Source organism: Aeromonas popoffii, from assembly GCF_000820025.1.
In the GTDB taxonomy this organism is placed as follows: domain Bacteria; phylum Pseudomonadota; class Gammaproteobacteria; order Enterobacterales; family Aeromonadaceae; genus Aeromonas; species Aeromonas popoffii.
The window spans coordinates 18,303-37,163 of the sequence record NZ_CDBI01000066.1; the positions used below are offsets into that span (position 1 = coordinate 18,303).

The following is an 18,861-nucleotide window of genomic DNA, read 5'->3' on the forward strand; positions in this document are numbered from 1 at the left end:
CCATCACGTTGACCAGCAACCAGAAGGCGGCTTCGTGGTTCATACCGCCCCCAACTTGGCTTGTTCCCGGCCACTCCCCCCTGCATTCAGCTCAACCTTCATCGCCGCCATCAATGCATGGATCGTCTTCATTGCATTGGCTGACTCATCGGCGTTACCCCGCTCAACCAGCGCAAACAACTTATTGGTCTGCACTAACATTCGACTTTTCATCTGCTTCTCCCTAGCTGCTCATCAGTACCCGGCCACCACGCCGAGCAGACAGGGCGGCAGGCCGCCCTGTTTCGCACCCTCATTGCTCAAACTTGAGCGGCATCACGCCCTGATACTCCTCTTCATTGAGAGGCGCGGGCCCCAGCCCCAATGCCCAGAGCAGGGCGGCTTTGATACCATCCTCATAGGTGTCGTCGGGGTAGCAGGTGCCCTCGGTTTCGGTGATCTGCTCACAGAGCAACAGTTGTTCTTCGGCTTTTTCCACGTTGATTTCCATCGCGCATACCTCTTTTACAACTTGGCCAGTTCCAGGCTCATCTGGACGTAACGGCCCTGGCCATCCCGCTCGTAGAGCCGCAGATATTGACTGGTGCCGGTCACCTGAATGGCGTCGGCGATCGCTTTCATGGCCTGCTCCCAGTCGGCATCCTCGATATTGAGCTGACGCAGGGAGAGCACCTGGTTGACGTCGATATGACCCGCCTTGGAGACCCTAAACGCATGGTCAACCAGTGCCCGCAGCTTGGCGTCGGCACCATCGCTCCAGCGCGCGATGCACTGGTCAATCAGCGTCTTGGCTGCCTGGATCCGTTCATCAAATTTGCGGTGCTCCCCCACCGCCCGGATCAGCTTGTAACGACCGTCGAAACTGAGCAGGGTCACGTTGCCCTTGGTGCCGCCCCACGCCACCCCGTACTGCTCGGCCGAGAGATCTACAAAGTCAGCGATCTGCTGCATGGCGTTTATCTTGAACGCCGCCAGGCGGGAGCGTTCTTCACGGGCGGCCGCGATGATGGCCATCACCACCTCGTCGCGCAGCTTGTCCGCCGAGCCAATCAGGTTTTCCGGTACCCAGTGCCCCTGGGCGTTCTTACGCATCGGGGTCGAACTGCTGGTGTGTGCTTCTTGCATGACTCTCTCCTTGATTAATCCCGTTTTATTCCGGTGGTTGTCCTTACTGGCGCCAGTGCAACAGGCAGCCACCAAAACGCACTAGGGCCACATCGCGCACCACACCCCCCAGGTACTCCCGCCCCCACACCGCCCGTTTGGTCATCACTTCGGGCAGGGGGCCGGTCACCGCCAACAAGGGGGTATGACACACCCGGCTGGTGCTCACCTTGCACCCGTTCGCCGTCAGCCAGATCTGCAACTGCTCGGCAGTTTTTTGTAGATTTCTGTTCATCCCGCTCTCCTTGTGATGCCCATCCCTGTGCCCACAGGGCCCGCTGGTTTACTGGTTATTCTTCTCGGCCCGGTCGAGCAGCCGGTTGTACTTGATCCCCATGATCTTGAGCTCCTCCGCCAGCAGCTCGGTCAGGATGCGCAGGGACGAACTGGCATTCTCTCCATCGCTTTTTGCCTGTCTGCGTAACCGCGAAAGAGTGGCCTCGGCGTCATATCTGGCGCTCCTGTCCATGCCTTTGTTGTGAGGCTCAACAGAGATGCGCATCGGCCGACGCAGTTGCTGCTCCTCACCCAGTTGGCTATGGGGACAACCGCTACGGCACGCCTTCCAGAGTTTGATATCCATCGGACTGCTGCCCACGTCACGAGGACCACGCCGCTGATGGGCGAGACACTGATGCACCGGTATTTCGCCCAGAATGGGGCACATCACCTTGCTGCCCATCAGGGCCCCTTCCACCAGGGTTTTTACCCTTGCCATATCGCCGGGGTATTTTTCGTTGCAGACCTGGCTGATGGTGGTGCGAGAGATCCCGAGTTTCTCTGCCACCTGGGCCAGCGAGCTGGCCGCCACTTCGGCCTGCAACACCTCAAGCCACGTGTCCATGTGTATCCTCCTCTCGCTGGTACGGGTATAACTGCTGCTGGTTTTGATCCCAGCAACCATGGCCACGACACAGAGGGGCGTAACGTCCTGTATCCCTGACCAGCTGATAGCGTCCTGTCAGCCCTTGTCTGGCGGGCACAGGCAGCAAACTGTCAACTTTGAACAGCACTTTGACGTAACCGGCTTTCACCAACCGATCAGTAAAAAACCAGGCTTGTTGCTGACCCGCCCCAGCGGTCAGGATCAAATCAGTGAGGGTGAAGAAACGGCTGATCTTCATGGTGTTCCACATCTTCTGTTGATTGGTTTTGCGCTTGTTCCGGCATTTGGGCCTCTTCTGGCCACAGCTCTTGCCAATAGGTGGCATGTATTGGGCGCTGACCACTTTGAAATAGGCCGGACGAGATACCACGCCGTCCGGGTGTTTGACTAGGTGGCCAGCGGCCAACCAGTCACGCATGACCTTGTAGATATGTGCCTCTGACATTCCCGTCACGGCGATCACGTCCTTGATCAGAAATACCTCTTGCTGACACATCCATTCCCAGGCTTGCAACGTCATTAACGTCGCTTTTTTATCAACCACTGGAATCCCTCCCGTGCTTTGTTTTTATTGGCTGTAGCCTGACGGCTAGCGACTACGGCGCACGTCATGGAGCAGTTCGCTGGCGTCCACATCCTCCAACCGGATAATCCGGGCATCAGAGGCCATGGCCATCTTCTCTATCTTGTCGAGGGCCGAGACGATGGTGCGCACCACGCCATTGGAACGCTTGCGGATGAGATCCAGCAGGGCATCGTCGATCTCCACGTCCACCTCCAGCATTTCGCTGGCGATCAGGGACACGTCTTCCAGATCGGCGGGTTTGAATTCAATCCACTGAGATATGCGGTTAAACAGCTGCTTGCGCTGACTGATACGACGGGCAATCTCTTCCATGCCCACCAGGATCAGGGGTTGTTCGGTGGCATCGTAGATATCGCGCAGTGTCTCCATGATGCGGGCATTGCCGACCACGTAATCGGCCTCATCCACGAAGATGGCCAGCTCTTCGGCGCGCACGGATTCAATGATGCTATCGACCTGGGCCCGCAAGTTGTGGCGCTGGGGAATGCCGATCTCTTTGGCGATCTGCTCCAGCAAACTGGTCACAGTGTCGGCCTTGTAGCAGCGGACATAGATGCCGTTCACTTCGTCCTGGTTGAACAGCCACTCCACAGCGGTGGTCTTGCCAAAGCCGGAGGGGCCGTGGATTAGCCCGATACCCGGCACTATGCTGGAGCGGTTGAGCAAGTTGTCGAGCAGCTGCTCGGTCTTGATCATGTTTTTGACTTCAACGATCTTGTGTTTCATCGTGGTTTTGTCCTTTGTTTTTGGGTCTTTTCGGGCTAATCGCTAACCTTTTGCCTGGGTGTGGCGGATCGCCCGAACATCATCCAGATGGCGGTTAATCCGTTTCGCCATCAGCTTGTGGCTGTAGAGGTACCGGGTCAGCCACTCCCTCTCCCGCTCTGTCAACGGGGCATCCAACTCCTTCTCTGCCAAACAGATGGCCTGTTCGTACTCGGTCTTGAGCGCTCTCGATTCCTGCCCTGCCGTTGCTTGCTGGCGGGCGGCTTTCTCTTCTCGCCTGGCCTCAATGGCGGCAAGTTCTGCAGCGCTGAACTGAGCCGGTTCACCGGGGACGGCAATGCCCGATAGTGCGGTCAGGGCCGGGTTATCGAGGGTGAGATCACTGCGTTGGAACTGGGCGATATCCCGCGCCTGGGAGACGAAGTGGCGCACCACATCCTGATGGAGCTGGTCGATGCCAAAGGTCTTGGCCACATTGCGCATCTCGCGGCGAAAACCGGCCAGAGCCTTGGCATCGGCACGCTTGGCGGCACGGAAGGCATCCGGGCTGACACCATTGCCCAGCAGGTCGATGTTCACGGCCTCGATCCGCTCGTTCCAGTCGCCTGTGCGATACAAGATGGCGCGGCCCACATCGCTGGGGTCGAGGAACACGCTGACCCGCTGGCTCTTCCAGCTATGCTCCAGCAGTTCTGGGGCCGTGTATTTGAGCCCACCGGCTTTGATGAAGCCTTTGGAGACGGTGGCCTCGCCGATGTGGTTAAGCAGCAGATCCAGCGCCGACTCATCGCCAATGGCCCGCCGCTGATAGCGGGCATGACCATATTTTTCGTTGGGGGTCATCCCCAGGGAGCCATGCTTGCGGTTGTGGTAGCGGGCATCGAGCCAGTTATCGAGCAAGCTCTGCAGCTCACAGGCCGTCATGGCCAGCTCGAAGATCTCCTTTTCGGCATCCGGTTTGCGTTTTTCTTCCAGACGCTGGGCAAAGCTCTTGCGTGCCTCGATCACCTGCCGATCGGCCACGCAGTGGCCGATATAGGAGGGCAGCAACTCGATAAGGCCGTGGCTCATGGTGCGAAAGAAGCGCTCTATGTGCGGTTTCTCCCACCCCGAATAGGCGTTGGAGCGGCTAACGTTCATGCCGAGCAGGGTGCAGATGGACATGACCCGCTGACTCACGTAATCAGAGCCGTTATCGGTGCGCATCACGCCGTTATCGTTGAGGGTGCCCCACGCCAGCAGCGTCTTGCGCAGCAGCAGGCAGATCCCCTCGCTCGATGAGGTTTTAGCCACCAGCAGGCGCACCCGACGGGTAAACACGTCGATCACCGCGATGATGCTGTGACGACCATCCACCAACATGGCATCGACCGGCGTACTGTCGAACTCCCAGACGTCGTTGGGCTGAGCCATCCAGGGGTACATCTCCTCGATCGCGCTGCGGTATTTGTTGTTGTAGGCATCCGGGTTGGTGGCATAGGTAAAGGCCACCTTGTTGTCTGCCAACCATTTCACCATCCAGCGACGCAAGGAGGATTGGCTGGGGATGTGCCATCCCAGCTGATTCATCTCGTTGTATTGGCTGGCAAGTTCGTGCAGGGCTCCCCACTTGTTGGCCAGATGGGGTTTGGCGGTGACCAGTGCGGTGAGAAACTGGGCCAGATCCGGGCTCTGCTCGACGGTCGATGGCCGCTCCCGCTGGTAGTTGCCCGCCAGGGCTGCGGGGCCTTCGTCCGCCAACGCACTCTGCCAACGGCGCAGGGTGATCAGGCTGAATGGTTTTTGCCGGTCATAGACGCTCGCAGGGAGTGACAGGCTGCGGGCACGGTAAGCCTCAATAAATGCCCGGCGCCCCACCTCCCCTTGTTGGCAAGCTTGATAGGGTGCCAGGAAAATATCGGCGGCCTGCAGGATCAGCAGTCTGGCATCGACCTTCTGGCGAGCACCCTCCCCCAATGTCAGCAATTTGCGGCCTGCCTCCGGTTTGACCGGCACCTCACGCGCCAACAGCTTGGCCATGGCCTTGCCACCCGCCGCATGATCGGTCACGGCTTGACCTTGTGCGGCCACGGCTTGCTCTGCCAGATAACGGCGGGCTTCGATCGGCAGTGAGCTGATGTGGTACTCGGCCCCTTTGCCTTTCTCGCGTTTGCGGCTTTGCCACTCTTCACGCTCGGCCTTTTTTCGCACACCATCGGGGTAAGCCGGCATGCCGGCCAACCCCGCCAACGCTTGGGCGGTGTACCAAGTGCTCATTGGTCACCTCCCAGCAGATCGATCCCAAGCGACTCGGAGAGCAAGGCCATGATGGAGCGACTTTCCCGACGCTTGGGGCTGACACCCTTGGCTGGGGCATAGTGTTTGATACAGCGCTGTACGGCTCTGGGATGCAGCCCTTTAGCGCGGGCCCAAGCAGCTTGGGAATATCCACGTTTTATGAGCTCAGCCCTGATCCACTCTGGTGTTTTCCCTGACATACTCACCCCGTTTCGGTATCATCAAGTGTCGCGGCGCGCGTCTTCACCATTCATAAATGAATGATTTTATGTCGCAATGCGTCATATATGAATGATTGATCACCCCAAAAAGATTGACAAGTCTTTTTGTGCGGAATTTTTTGTCTGTTGAATCACCAGCATTAGCTACTAGCCGAGAATTCCTTGTATGTCAGAGCGTTATGAAGAAAAACCACAAGCAGTACAAAAAGACGGTGAGGTATCTTTTCTGACGGCTGGAATGGATACTCTGAGTGACCGTCTGGATGAGCTTCGCGGGAGTCTGAGTTACAAGGCATTCGCTAAACAGGCGGGGATGAGTGAATCGGGGATGCGTAAATACTTCCCTCCGTTCAATTCACTGCCCACCATCGACAAGGCGCTGCGCATCGCGCGGGTGTTCAATGTCAATCTGGAGTGGCTGGCCACCGGTCAGGGCCCGAAACATCCTGATGGAACGGGCGAGCAGATGGTGCAATGTGAGGAGTTTGATGAGGAGTACGCGCTGATCGATGGCTACCATGTCACCGTCAGTACCGGCCATGGTGCGTTTAATGATGATCATGAGGTTAAACGCAAGCTGGCCTTTCGCCGCAAGTGGCTCACGTTTCGCAAGTTAAACCCGGATAACCTGGTGGTGGTCTTCGCCAAAGGCGACAGCATGGAGCCCACCATCCACTCTGGTGACTCTATCCTGGTCGATATCAGCAAGAATCAGATCGAAGATGGATCCATCTTCGTGTTGCGCCTTGGCGAAGAGCTCTATGCCAAGCGCCTGCAGAAAAACTTCGATGGAGGGATCACCATCATCAGCGACAACCGCGATGATTACCCCCTGCAGGTCGTTCCAGCCAACCAGCTGGAGAACTTGACCGTGATCGGCAAGGTAGTCTGGGCAGGACACGATTTTTTTTAAACTGTCGCGCTTCAAAACGGGCTCTAAACAGTAGCTTTAACCCCGTTTTGAAGCGCCAGATCCTGTTTTTCATTTCCAGCGCATTCACGCCAAGAGTCACGCACCGTCTTTCATTTTGGTACCGCGCGCACCTGGCGTCTTCCGTTCCCCCTCCAAGCCTTGTCAGCCTTGAGTTTGTCCCGCGATCTCCCACTTACTTTCGGTTGCTCCCGGCTTTTTCATTCTCAGTGGTCGGTTACATCAGGGGCACCGAGATCTGGCCGAGCAAGGAGGCGCTGGTCACCAGGTATTCCGGCAGCGCAATGTGCAGGTTAGCCACCAGCAAACCGGCGAGGGCGGCCCACAGCACCGGGCTGCGCAGCCAGAGCCAGCGGGAGGTGTTGGCCGAGAGGATGAACATGCCCACCGAGAAGTGGAGCAGGTTGGAGAGCACGAACAGTATGATAATGGCGCCCAGCTGCTGCTCGCCAAAGGCCAGCACCATCAGCGGAATGCCGAGGTTGCCCGTGTTGCGAAACATGGCGGGCAGGATCAGCGCCGGCCGGCTGATGCTTGTTAACCTGAGCAAGGAGAGCAGCAGACCCGGCAACAGGATAACCAAGGCCCCCGCCGCGATGAGCGGCAGGTGGGCCATCAGCGCCAGCGGGTACTTGACCAGTGCCGAAAACACCAGCGCCGGGGTAAACAGCTCGATATTGGCCCGGTTGACATAGCCCAACGCCCCGCCCGGTCGCAACCGGCCATAGAACGCGCCGAGGCCCACCACGGCAAACACGGGGATGACGATATTGAGCAGTGCGCTGAACATGGGCGGGCTCTTTACAGTTCGCGGGCGGGTGGCCCCATCAGCAAGACGGGATCCAGTGTCACTTCCAATGTGCCGTTGCTGACCCAGAGCTGACCGTCGGAGATGGTGCAGGTGAGGTGCATGGTGCGCGCCACCATGGCGGTCAGTGGCAGGGTCTGACTGTCGGAAAGCTCGATCACCGTGAGGTTGTCGTGCTGGCTGAGCTTGCCCTGATTCTGCTTCCACCAGACGTGGGTGCCACGGCCACCGTAGAGGTAGAGCACCACATGACGGGAGCGGTTACACGCCTTCTTCAGACGGCGCTCGTCGGGCTGGCCCAGTTCGATCCAGAGCTCGATTTCGTCGGAGTAGTTCTTGCGCCACAGCTCGGGCTCGTCGTCGGCACTGAGCCCCTTGGTGAACTCCAGCCGCTCGGCGGCGTGCCAGGCGAAAGCCGCCAGCCGGATCATCATGCGCTCATCGGTCTCGGAAGGGTGACGAGCCAGGGTCAGTGAGACGTCCTGATATTGGTGGCGGTCCATGTCGGACAGGCTGAGTTGAGCCTTGAATACGGTTGCCTTGAGAGCCATAGAAACCTTGAATACCTTGAGTGATCAATCCGGGGTGGAAAAACTGCGCGTCAGTGTAATCAAAATCGGCGATCGGTTCGACCACCTTGACCACACATTTGGCCTGAGTCTCGCGGATAAGTGTCGAAAAAGGCTAAAAAAACAAATGCCAGTCCGAAGACTGGCATTTGGCGGTATGAACGAAAGAAGCGTATCACTTCTCGGCGGACTTGACCCCGAAGGCATTGAGCAGCAAGCAGCAGGTCACTGCCACCGCCACAAACCCGCTCAGGAAGATAAAGGGCATGGCCCCGTATCCCAATACAGTCCAGATGGTTTGTTCAAGCAGACTCATTATGTGTCCTTCATCCAGTGAAATGGGTGTTCCTTTCGTGACGGGGTTATCTCCCCGTTCCTGATGACGCTATTTGACCCCAACCGGCGCCTGAGTCCTATGCCACCAAAGTAATAAATAGGGGGCTACTTTGCGCTGGATCAACAATTTAGCCCTTGACCAGGCCAAATATGGACACAATTCAACCCATGTTGCCTGCCGCCCCTTCAGGGATCGCACAAAATGCAGGAGGCGACCCGGGGGTCGCCTCCTTGAGATGGGCCCTGCCGTCACCGGCACGACACTCTGCTTAGTAGAAGCTCAACTGCTCCGCCGCCATCGCCTTGAGACGCTCACAGGGTGCAAAGCGGTCGCCGTAGCGTTTCTGGTAGTGCTCGAGGCGCCCCACCAGATGTGCTATGCCGAGCGTGTCCATGTAGCGGAATGGGCCGCCGAGGAAGGGCGGGAAGCCGATGCCGAAGATGGCGCCTATGTCGCCGTCACGGGCCGAGGCCACCACGCCGCTGTCCAGCGCCATGGCCGCTTCGTTGAGCATCATCAGCACGCAGCGTTCAGCCATCTCCATCCGGGATTGCTTGGGCACAGGCTTGACTCCCAGCACGGCGTAGACGCTCTCGTCCACCATCTTCTTGCCCTCTTTGCCAGTCAGCTTGTTGCGCGGCGCCGCCTTGCCGTAGAGGTAGAAGCCCTTGCCGTTCTTGCGTCCCTTACGATCGTTTTGCAGCAGCTTGTCGAACGCCTTGGGCGCCTGGAACTGCTCGCCGCCCAGCTCTTTCTCCAGAATGGGGGAGATCTTGGCACCCACGTCGATCCCCACCTCGTCGAGCAGGGCGATGGGGCCGACTGGAAAACCGAAATCGAGCAGGGCACCATCCAGCACCTCCACCGGCTCCCCTTCCAGCACCAGCCGCGCCGCCTCGTTCATGTAGGGGGCCAGGATACGGTTGACGTAGAAACCGGCCTCGTCTTTCACCACGATGGGCGTCTTGCCCTGGGCACGGGCAAACGCCAGCGTGGTGGCCACCGTCTCGGCACTGGTGCCAGCGTGAGGAATAATCTCGGCCAGCGGCATCTTGTCCACCGGGCTGAAGTAGTGCAGCCCCACGATCCGCTCCGAGTGCGCCGCCTCGGCCGCTATCTGGTGGATGGGCAGGGAGGAGGTGTTGGAAGCAAAGACGGTGTGGTCACCGCATTCGCGCTCCACCTCCTTCACCATCTGATGTTTGAGGGCGAGATCTTCAAACACCGCCTCCACCACCATGTCCACCCGGTGAAAACCCGAGTAGTCCAACGTGCCTGACAGCAGGCTCATCTGCTTCTCCAGCTCGCTGCGCAACATGTGGCGACGCTTGAGCTTCTTGGCCAGGATCTCGTAGCTGTAGCGCATGGCATTACCGATACCATTACTTGCCACATCCTTGATCCGCACCGGCACCCCCGCCTTGGTGGCGGTCACGAAGGCGATGCCGCCCCCCATCAGGCCCCCGCCCAGCACGGCGGCGTGAGTGACCTTGCGCGGTTCGGCCCCCTGATAGGTGACCTCCTTCTTCATCTCGGTGGTGGCAAAGAAAATGGAGCGCAGGGCGGCGGATTCCGCCGTCATCACCAGCTCGCCAAAGTGGCGGGATTCGGCGGCAAGGCCTGCCTGCATGCCCTCTTCCACCCCGATGCGTACCACCTCGAGGATCCGCTCCGGCGCCGGGTAGTTGCCCCGGGTCTTGGCTTTGACCCCCTTGCGGGCCTGATCGAACAGGACCTTGCGACCCAACGCATTGGTCTCCAGCAGCTTGCCCTGCAGATCCCGCTTCAGCTCGTGGCGGGGTTTGCCCTTCTTGGCCAGCTTGATGGCGGCCTCAAGCAGGATGGAAAGTGGTACCACATCGTCCACCAGCCCCAGTTTTTTGGCCTGTTTGGCTCTTACCTGCTTGCCGGTCAGCATCAGATCCAGCGCCTTGGCTACCCCGATGAGACGCGGCAGCCGCTGGGTTCCGCCAGAGCCCGGCAGCAAGCCCAGTTGCACTTCCGGCAGCCCCAGCACGGTTTTAGCGTGATCGGTCACCACCCGGCCATGACAGGCCAGCGCCAGCTCCAGCCCGCCGCCAAGGCAGGGGCCATGAATGGCGGCGATCACCGGGATGGCCAGCGACGCGATCTCGGCAAAGATCACCTGCCCTTCCCGCGACAGCGTCTGGGCATCCTGGGCACTGCTACAGGCCGCCAGCATGCTGATGTCGGCACCGGCGATGAAAGAATCCTTCTTGCCGGAAACCACCACCAGACCGATCAGCTCCTTGTTGGCCTTCACCTCGGCCAGCACGGTGCGGACCTCGTCCACGAAGGCGGCCTTCAGGGTATTCATGCTCTCGCCCGGTACATCCATGGTGAGAATACCGATGCCATCCTGGCGTACCGCCAGGGAAAAACTCTTCTCGCTCATCACTCTACCTCCAACACCATGGCCACACCGAGCCCACCCGCCGCACAGGCGGTGTTAAGCCCCAATCCCCCACCCCGACGACGCAGCTCGTGCAGCGTCTGGGTGATCATGCGCGCGCCCGTCGCGGCAAAAGGATGGCCGTAGGCCAGGGAGCCACCGAGGACGTTGAACTTGTCCATGTCCACTTCACCTATGGCTTGGCTGCGCCCCAACTTGTCACGGGCAAACTCGGCGCTCGCAAACATCTTGAGGTTGGCCAGGGTCTGGGCGGCAAACGCCTCGTGCATGTCGATCAGGGTGAGATCGGCGAGGGTGATGCCGGCGCGGTCCAGCGCCAGCGGCGTAGCATAGGAGGGACCCATCAGCATGTCTTGCCAGACATCGATGGCAGAGAAGGCGAAGCTGCGGATATAGCCAAGCGGCTCAAGTCCCAGCTCTTTGGCCCGCCCTTCTCGCATCAACAGTACGGCGGCGGCGCCATCGGTAAGCGGGGTGGCGTTAGCGGCGGTCACTGTGCCATGCACCCGGTCAAACACGGGTTTGAGCTTGGCGTAGCTCGCCAGATCGGACGCTTCGCGGATGTTGTTGTCCCGCTCCAGCGGCGACGTGTAGGGGGGCACATGGGCGGTAAACACCTCGCCGCTCAACTTGCCATCGGCCCAGGCTTGCGCCGCCAGGCTGTGGGAGCGGTGGGCCAGCGCATCTTGCGCCTCGCGGCTGATCTGGTGGCTCTTGGCCATCTGCTCGGCGGTCTGCCCCATGGAGAGGCCAGTGGAATACTCGGCCACAGCGGGCGGCACCGGCATCAGATCCTTGATCCTCAATGTCCGCAGAATATTGAAGCGCTGCTGCAGGTTACGTGCCTTGTTGAGGTCCACCAGGGCGCGCGCCAGCTTCTTGCTGACGCCGATGGGCAGCACGGAGGAGGAGTCTGCCCCGCCGGCGATGGCGATGTCGACCGTGCCGGCCATGATGGATTCGGTGACGTTAGCCACCGCCTGGAAACTGGTGGCGCAGGCGCGCGACACGCTATAGGCATCCGTGGTAACGCTCATGCCGGTGCCGAGCACGATTTCGCGGGCTATGTTGGGCGCTTCCGGCATCTGTACCACCTGGCCGAACACCAGCTGGTCAATGAGTGTGGGATCGAGATCGGTGCGGGCGAGCAGCTCGCTCACCACCAGCTTGCCAAGATCCACCGCGGGCACGCCGTGAAAGGCGGTGGCCTGCTTGGCAAAGGGGGTACGCAAACCCGCCACGACGGCAATCCGTTCGCCCTGGCGAGTCGTCAGTTTCAATGGCTGTTTCATCCTGGCTCCTTGGGTTAAAAGGCAGAGGTCTGACCTCATTGCGCCACATCTTAACAATCCACTCACAAATTTCATACGGCTGATTGAAACTTAATTGGCCCCATCTTTGCCCCCTCCCTCGCCCTCGGGGACCAACTGGAGTATAAAAAGAGCAACCTCCATAAAAACAACGGGTTCATCACATGGCAGCAGCCGAGTTCAGACAGCTTGGGGACTATCTTGGCAGTCAAATTCTGGGACAGGGAGCACTGATAGAAGGGCTGCTGATCGCCCTGCTATGTGAAGGACATGTGTTAATCGAAGGCGCTCCCGGTCTTGCCAAAACCCGCGCCGTCAAGGCGTTGGCCGGGGCCGTGGAGGGGCGTTTCGCCCGCATCCAGTTTACCCCCGACCTGCTGCCTGCCGATCTCACCGGCAGCGAGGTGTTTCACCCGCAAGACGCCAGCTTCGTGTTCCAGCCCGGCCCCCTGTTCAACCACCTGGTGCTGGCGGACGAGATCAACCGGGCCCCCGCCAAGGTGCAATCCGCGCTGCTGGAAGCCATGGCCGAGCACCAGATAACAGTGGGCAAGAAGAGTTGGCGCCTGCCACCGCTGTTCATGGTTGCGGCGACCCAAAACCCCATAGAGCAGGAAGGGACCTACCCGTTGCCGGAGGCCCAGCTCGACCGCTTCCTGCTCAAGCTGCTGGTGGAGTACCCCAGCCCTGCCATGGAGCTCGCCATCTTGCAACTCAACGCCCGGGGCGAACAGCTGACGCCACCGCCAGTCACCCTGAGCCAGGCCGACCTGCTGGCGGCCCGCTCGGCGGTACAGGCAGTCCAGATGCAGGGGCGACTCGAGCACTATCTGGTGCAATTGGTGTGCGCAACCCGCCCGGACAGCGGCCTGTGCCCCGAGCTTGCGCCCCTTATCGCCGTGGGTGCCAGCCCCAGGGCCAGCATAGGCCTGGCCCGCGCCGCCCGCGCCAAGGCTTGGCTCGCCGGACGGGACTTCGTGCTGCCGGAAGACATACAACAACTGGCGCCGGCCATACTGCGCCACCGCCTCATTCCCAGCTATCAGGCGCTGGCAGACAACCTGGACAACGACATCCTGATCGCCCGACTACTGGACGCAATACCGTGCCCTTGACTTCCCACCCGGCCCCCCGCGCACATCCCGATATTGCCCTCACCCTGGCCCAGTTGCTGGCCATCCGGCTGTGGGCGAGACAGGGGCCGAAGCCGCGTGTCCAACCGGCCCAGCAGGGCCGGCTTGGCCGCATGCCGGGGCTCACCTTTCGCGAGCTGCGCGCCTATCAGGCGGGGGATGAGGTGCGCCACATCGACTGGCGGGTCACTGCCCGGCTCGGTCGCCCCTACACCCGACTCTACAGAGAGGAGCAGGATCAGGCCCACTGGCTGCTGCTCGATCTCTCCCCCGCCATGTACTTCGGATCCCGTTGCCAACTCAAGGCACGCCTGGGCTGCGAGCTGGCGGCGGCCCTCTTGTGGCAGGGGGAGAAACAGGCCAACACCCTGATCTGCCACGGCGTTGAGTGCCATGTCCACCCCCAGCGCGGCCCCCTGGTGCCCTTGCTGGAGGCCCTTTGTCACCACTACGACAAGGGGCTGGATCGCACGCCCCTGCCGCGATCACTGGCCCAGACCCTGGCACGGCTCACCCTGCCCCATGGCGCCAGATTGACGATCATCACGGATCACCAACCCTGCGATGCGGCCCTCTGCCAGCAGTTGCAACTGCTCGGTCGACGCCACGACATCCACTGCTGGCAGATCCGGGATCCGCTGGAGGCAGACCTGCCCGACCAGGGACGGCTGGCGGTGCAAGCGGGCAGACAGAGAGGCTGGCTCGACGCCACCCAGCCAGGCTTTGCCCACCGCTACCAACGGGCGGCCGAGCGGCTGGCCCGGCAAAGCCATCAGCAACTGCTGCCGCTGGTGCAGCGTCTCTACCGGCTCGACAACGGCCAGCCGCTGCAACGCCAGTGGCAGGAGGGCGCATGTCGCCAGTTCTGAGCCTGCTCGCCGCCATCTCCGGTACGCCTCCCGTGTCCGCGCTGGCAGCGCAGCTGCGCGACATCCACCCTGGCCCCATGTTGACCCAGGCACCGGATCCCCGCCTTCAGGGCTGGTGGGCGCTGCTGATCATACTGCTGATGGGGGCGCTGATCGGCCCAGCCCTGCTCAGCCTGCTGCGCTATCGCCACTGGCAGCGACAAATCGACTGGCAGGCGCCCGAGCTGGTGCCCCGACTGCAGGCCGCGCTGCGTGAGGCCGCCCTTGGCCGCTGGCCCGAGGCGCGCACCTTGCAAGGGGAGGCCTGGCTCGCGTTTCTGGACAGGCAGGGAGGCAGCCAGTTCCGTGAGTTTGCCCCCCTGTGGCCACACTGGCTCTACGGTCAGGGGATACCGGATCCCCGCCAACGGGAGGCGCTGCGCCGCGCCTACCTCCGTTGGGGGCGAGCCTGCTGCTGCCTGCCACAGAGGGTGATCACACTGAGGATCCGTTGGCAACAGGGTCTGGCGCGCCTGCGCGCAAGGAGCTCATCATGATCCTCGCCTGGCCCTGGTTTGCGCTGGCACTGGTAGTGCCACTCCTGGTGCGCTTCGGCCTGCCGCCGCGTTCAACCGACCAGCACAATGGAACTACGCTGGCGCACGACGGCTTTCCTCTGTTGCGTGCCCACGCCGGCCAGCCACTCTGGCGCATGGCCCTGTGCTGGTGCGCCCTGGTGCTGGCCCTGTGCCGCCCCCAATGGCAGGAGCCGCCCCTCGTCAGTTACCAGAGCAGCCGGGATCTGATCCTGGCGGTGGATCTCTCCGACAGCATGCGTACCCAGGACATGCTGGATGAGGGGGAGCAACGGGACAGGCTCAGTGCGGTGCGCCAGCAGATAAGTCAGCTGATCCAGGCCCGCCCCGGCGATCGCATCGCCCTCATCGTCTTCGCCGATCACGCCTACCTGCTTTCGCCCCTGACCCAGGAGACCCAGGCTCTGCTCACCCTGGCCCGCGAGCTGGACTTCGATCTGGTGGGCCGCACCACAGCACTGGGGGAAGCCATACTGCTGGCCCGCCAGCACGCCGACCCCAACCGCCCCACCGCTCTGCTGCTGGTCACCGATGGTCGCAACACGGCGGGCAACGCCGATCCCCTGAGCGAGGCAAAACGGGCCGCTGCCAGCGGCATGACCCTCTATACCCTGGGGGTGGGGGCCGATCCCGATACCTTCGCCGAGGCACTGGCTCCGGCTCAGAGCGATCCCAGCACCGAGCTGGACGAGACCCTACTGCAACAACTGGCCAAGATGGGCCATGGCCGCTATTTCCGCGCCCGCACCCAAAGCGATCTCGATGCCATCAACCAGACCCTGGATACCCTGGAGCCCGTCGCCACGCCCCACACCCACTATCGACCCAACGTCGAGCTCTACCCCTGGCCGCTGGCGCTGGCCTGGCTGCTGTTGAGCTGGCCCGCCCGGCTGCGCTGGCCACCCTCCTTGCGTCTACGCTGGCGACTGCCACGGGGGCAGGCTCATGATTAAACCACGCTGCCAGGGATGGCCGTCATGGAGCTGATCCTCTTGCGCCCGCTCTGGCTGCTGGCCCTGCTGCCCTGGCTGTGGCAGGGCTGTCGTCGCCGGCAGCCACCGTTGCTCGCCCCTGCCATGCAGGCCTACCTGCTGCCGGGGCGCCGCCGTACCCTGCCCTGGCTCTGGCTGGCAGGTCTGCCCGTCATACTGGCCCTCAGCGGCCCCGCCCTGCGCCAGCAGAGCCAGGCCATCCCGACACCGGCCCTCGACATCTGGTTACTGGATCTCTCCCGCTCCATGCTGGCTACCGATCTGCTGCCAGACAGAGCCACCCGGGTGCGGGTGCTGCTGCAGGATATGTTGGCCGAGGCCCACCCGGGCAAGGAGGGGCGCCCCATCGCCCTCATACTGTTTGCCGGCGATGCCTACCTCGCCATGCCTGCCACCCGGGATCACCAGGCCATGGCGCTGCTGTTGCCCGACCTGCGCCCGGCCATCATGCCCAAACAAGGGAGTGCCCCCGAGCGCGCCGTGGCGCTGGCGCTCGACCAGATCCCCCCGGGCCAGCAAGCACGCCTGCTGCTGGTCACCGACGGTCTCTCGGCGCAGCAGGCAGAGAGGATCCGTGCGCTCTGGCCCTGTCAGGGCAGCCTGTTTTGTCATCAGCAGGCGGCGCCCCGCCTCGATATCCTGCTCGCCAACGGCGGCAAGAGCAGCAGGCTGCCGCCCGCCACCAGCAAGATACAAAGCTTTGGCGCAACCTTAGGCAGCGAGCTGCCCGCCCCCGATGTGGCGACCATGCAGCAGCTGGCCAGCGAGCTTGGCGGTCAGTTGCAATGGCTGCAGGCAGGGCTGCCACGCTTTGCGCCCCTCCCCATGAGCCAGACGCTGACGGCCCATCAGTCACGGGATCTGGGCCCCTGGTTGCTGCTGCCCCTGCTGCCCCTGGCCCTGCTGGCCCGCGTCGGCACGCTCTGGCTGCTTCTGCTGGCCGCAGGTACTGGCCTCTTCAGTCCACCTCCCTTGCAGGCCAGCCCAGCCTCCGCGTTATCCACGCAGGAGAGCCAGGCCTGGCAAGCGTTCCAGCAGGGGCACTATCTGGCAGCGGCTCGCCGCTTCCAGGACCCCGTCTGGCAGGGGAATGCCTGGTACAGAGCCGGTGACTACGCACGGGCTGTCGCCGCCTACACCCGTGCCAACAGTGCAACCGCCCACTACAACCGGGGCAATGCGCTGGTACAGCTCGGGGATCTTGCCGCCGCCGAGCAAGCTTATCTGGCAGCGCTGGCGCTAGAGCCCGGCCACCAGGATGCACTCTATAACCTCGCCCTGCTGCGAGCCCAACCGCCCCAGGCCAGCCCGGCTGCGCAAGATCCCAAGCCCATCGACGCCCCCGAGCAGGCCACCACCCCGGACGCGCCGCTGCCGCCAGCCCCCCCCGTGGTGCTGCTGGAGCAGCGGCTGCGCAAGGAGGCCGAGCGTCGTCAGCTCAAGGAAGAGGTGAAAGGCACCTGGAATAGAGCACTGAAAGGGGATGACACCTGGTGAAAATCAATCCTCTGCTGTGTTTGCTGCCTTGCTGGCTGCTGCTCTGCCTGCTTTCAACCCCTGTGCTGGCCGCGCCGCCAAGGGCAGAGCTGTTGCCGGGGGCCGACAGCCGTGACTGGCTGCTGGTCATAGAGGCGGACGGGGAGCGCCAGAGCAACGAACTCGTCATCGCCCCCCTGCTGCGCCAGTTCGCAGTGGGCAAGGTAACCATGAGCCGGGTCACCACTCCCGTGCACAGCCTGACCCGCTGGCAGATCCCGCTGCACACCCTGGATACAAGCCCCGAGGTTGTGCCCTCCCTATCACTTGGGCAGGAGCAGACTCCAGCCTTGCCCCTGCCGCTGCGCCGCCAGGCGGGCACACTGGTAGCGCAACCCAGCCAGGCCATCTCCCCCATAGAGCTGCAGGCCAGGGTGCTGCATCAGGGGCCGCTTTATCCGGGCCAACCCTTCATCTATCAACTCAGCCTCTGGTTACCCGCCAACATGGAGGCCCCCAACCTCACAGAGCCAGCCAGCGACGCCTTCACCATTCGCCGCCTGGGCGAGGATCAGTGGCAGGCCCCGGCAGGGTCAGGACTGCCGGGCCGGCTGACCCGCAACTGGCTGCTGCAGGCCAGAGAGCCCGGGCTACATCCGCTGGTGTCGCCGCGTTTTCAGGGCCGTCTGCCCCAGGATAACGGCACCAGTGACCCCCTCTCGGCCAGAGCGGACACCCTGTTTGTGAAAATCGACCTGGCGCCGCAGCAACCAGTGGCCAGCCAGTTGACCCTGAGCCAGCAGTTAAGCCCAGCCTCGGGTGCCAGGGTGGGAGAGCCGGTGATCCGCACCCTGACGCTGGTGATGGAAGGCGGCGATGGCAACCGGCTCACCCTGCCCAAGCTCACCGGGCCCGCTGCCCTGCCCGCCGCAATGGCGGCAAGACCGGATGGAGAACAGCAGCAGGAGCGCTTTCTCGCCAAGGGAGTGCTGCGCTTCGAGCGCCAGTGGCGTCAGGCCTTGACGGCCACAGCGCCAGGCGACTACCTGTTGCCAGCCATCACGCTGCCCTGGTTCAACACCCGGAGCGGGCGCATCGAATACGCCCGTCTGCCCGCCACCCCGCTGCGCATCGAGGCAGTCACACCGACACAGGAAGCCTTCACCGGACCAAACCATGAGAGCCTTTACTGGGTGATCTGGGCCCTGCTGCTGCGCGCCCTCTGGCAAGGGTGGCCACGCTGGCACGCCTTCTATCGCTTGCAGCGGGCACTGCGGCGCGAGGATGCAAACCATGCCAGAGCGACCTTGCTGGCATGGGCCAGCCTGCGCTGGCCACGACGCCATGCGCACCGCACCGCACACCTCACTGACTTGCCCTGTCGCCATGCCCCCGCGCTTGCCACCGGACTCGCCGCACTGGATTGCGCCTGTTTTGCCACCCAGGCCTCCCCCTCTGACCGTCAGCCCCCATGGCAAGGCCTCGCCGGCCCGCTATGCGCGTATGAACCTTTTGCGATAGCCTATGGCCTCATGCAACTGGCACGCCTGGGTCAATGACCCTTGGG

General features: G+C 62.1%; 19 protein-coding genes, 1 other RNA gene and 1 pseudogene. 7 read left to right on the plus strand and 14 right to left on the minus strand.

From position 1 onward, the window contains the following. Window positions 1–39 precede the first annotated feature (39 nt). From BN1129_RS23475 to BN1129_RS13880, 9 genes are all read right to left on the minus strand, one after another. The gene (locus tag BN1129_RS23475; protein WP_157013406.1) at window positions 40–213 is read right to left on the minus strand and encodes a hypothetical protein; all 174 of its coding nucleotides are present in this window, start codon (window positions 211–213) and stop codon (window positions 40–42) included. Between the two features lie 8 nt (window positions 214–221). Beyond that, an RNA gene (locus BN1129_RS22630) (hammerhead ribozyme type II) lies at window positions 222–290 on the minus strand. A 2-nt stretch (window positions 291–292) separates the two neighbouring features. Next, entirely contained in the window at window positions 293–490 is a 198-nt protein-coding gene (locus BN1129_RS13850) for a hypothetical protein (RefSeq protein WP_042037306.1), read from the minus strand. Between the two features lie 14 nt (window positions 491–504). Continuing rightward, a complete protein-coding gene (locus BN1129_RS13855) occupies window positions 505–1,125 on the minus strand; it encodes a DUF3164 family protein (RefSeq protein WP_042037307.1) in 621 nt (206 codons plus the stop codon). A gap of 43 nt (window positions 1,126–1,168) precedes the next feature. Continuing rightward, entirely contained in the window at window positions 1,169–1,399 is a 231-nt protein-coding gene (locus BN1129_RS13860) for a hypothetical protein (protein ID WP_042037308.1), read from the minus strand. Between the two features lie 48 nt (window positions 1,400–1,447). Then, window positions 1,448–2,008 (minus strand): helix-turn-helix domain-containing protein, encoded by a 561-nt coding sequence (locus BN1129_RS13865; RefSeq protein WP_042037309.1) that lies wholly within the window; start codon window positions 2,006–2,008, stop codon window positions 1,448–1,450. Next, window positions 1,992–2,594 (minus strand): hypothetical protein, encoded by a 603-nt coding sequence (locus BN1129_RS13870; RefSeq protein ID WP_157013407.1) that lies wholly within the window; start codon window positions 2,592–2,594, stop codon window positions 1,992–1,994. The genes BN1129_RS13865 and BN1129_RS13870 overlap by 17 nt, the downstream gene beginning before the upstream one ends. 45 nt (window positions 2,595–2,639) lie before the next feature. Then, the gene (locus BN1129_RS13875; RefSeq protein ID WP_005353404.1) at window positions 2,640–3,362 is read right to left on the minus strand and encodes an AAA family ATPase; all 723 of its coding nucleotides are present in this window, start codon (window positions 3,360–3,362) and stop codon (window positions 2,640–2,642) included. Between the two features lie 42 nt (window positions 3,363–3,404). Beyond that, complete coding sequence (locus tag BN1129_RS13880) at window positions 3,405–5,618, minus strand: DNA-binding protein (protein WP_042037311.1); 2,214 nt, start codon at window positions 5,616–5,618, stop codon at window positions 3,405–3,407. Between the two features lie 408 nt (window positions 5,619–6,026). Between BN1129_RS13880 and BN1129_RS13885 the strand changes: the two genes are divergently transcribed. Continuing rightward, window positions 6,027–6,773, plus strand: coding sequence for a LexA family transcriptional regulator (locus BN1129_RS13885; RefSeq protein WP_084204659.1), 747 nt, complete (start codon window positions 6,027–6,029; stop codon window positions 6,771–6,773). A gap of 238 nt (window positions 6,774–7,011) precedes the next feature. Here the strand turns inward: BN1129_RS13885 and BN1129_RS13890 are convergent. From BN1129_RS13890 to fadI, 5 genes and pseudogenes are all read right to left on the minus strand, one after another. Then, a pseudogene (locus BN1129_RS13890) lies at window positions 7,012–7,581 on the minus strand (AEC family transporter); the annotation flags it as partial. 11 nt (window positions 7,582–7,592) lie between these two features. Next, a complete protein-coding gene (locus tag BN1129_RS13895) occupies window positions 7,593–8,150 on the minus strand; it encodes a YaeQ family protein (RefSeq protein ID WP_042037313.1) in 558 nt (185 codons plus the stop codon). A gap of 193 nt (window positions 8,151–8,343) precedes the next feature. Continuing rightward, entirely contained in the window at window positions 8,344–8,484 is a 141-nt protein-coding gene (locus BN1129_RS22640) for a TIGR02808 family protein (RefSeq protein ID WP_005301193.1), read from the minus strand. 289 nt (window positions 8,485–8,773) lie between these two features. Then, entirely contained in the window at window positions 8,774–10,921 is a 2,148-nt protein-coding gene (gene fadJ, locus BN1129_RS13900; RefSeq protein WP_042037314.1) for a fatty acid oxidation complex subunit alpha FadJ, read from the minus strand. Continuing rightward, on the minus strand, window positions 10,921–12,231 hold the full coding sequence (gene fadI / locus BN1129_RS13905; RefSeq protein WP_042037315.1) for an acetyl-CoA C-acyltransferase FadI: 1,311 nt from the start codon (window positions 12,229–12,231) through the stop codon (window positions 10,921–10,923). The genes fadJ and fadI overlap by 1 nt, the downstream gene beginning before the upstream one ends. Before the next feature lie 182 nt (window positions 12,232–12,413). Between fadI and BN1129_RS13910 the strand changes: the two genes are divergently transcribed. The 6 genes from BN1129_RS13910 to BN1129_RS13935 are packed head-to-tail and all read left to right on the plus strand — an operon-like array spanning window position 12,414 to window position 18,853. Continuing rightward, on the plus strand, window positions 12,414–13,364 hold the full coding sequence (locus tag BN1129_RS13910; protein WP_042037316.1) for an AAA family ATPase: 951 nt from the start codon (window positions 12,414–12,416) through the stop codon (window positions 13,362–13,364). Next, entirely contained in the window at window positions 13,361–14,251 is an 891-nt protein-coding gene (locus tag BN1129_RS13915) for a DUF58 domain-containing protein (protein ID WP_209418515.1), read from the plus strand. Before BN1129_RS13910 ends, BN1129_RS13915 begins: the two co-directional genes overlap by 4 nt. Then, on the plus strand, window positions 14,236–14,787 hold the full coding sequence (locus BN1129_RS13920) for a DUF4381 domain-containing protein (protein WP_042037318.1): 552 nt from the start codon (window positions 14,236–14,238) through the stop codon (window positions 14,785–14,787). The genes BN1129_RS13915 and BN1129_RS13920 overlap by 16 nt, the downstream gene beginning before the upstream one ends. Continuing rightward, window positions 14,784–15,779, plus strand: a complete 996-nt coding sequence (locus tag BN1129_RS13925; protein ID WP_042037319.1) for a VWA domain-containing protein — start codon at window positions 14,784–14,786, stop codon at window positions 15,777–15,779. Before BN1129_RS13920 ends, BN1129_RS13925 begins: the two co-directional genes overlap by 4 nt. Window positions 15,780–15,803: 24 nt before the next feature. Beyond that, window positions 15,804–17,315, plus strand: a complete 1,512-nt coding sequence (locus BN1129_RS13930; RefSeq protein WP_042037320.1) for a VWA domain-containing protein — start codon at window positions 15,804–15,806, stop codon at window positions 17,313–17,315. Further along, complete coding sequence (locus tag BN1129_RS13935; RefSeq protein WP_157013408.1) at window positions 17,312–18,853, plus strand: BatD family protein; 1,542 nt, start codon at window positions 17,312–17,314, stop codon at window positions 18,851–18,853. Before BN1129_RS13930 ends, BN1129_RS13935 begins: the two co-directional genes overlap by 4 nt. Window positions 18,854–18,861: the final 8 nt, after the last annotated feature.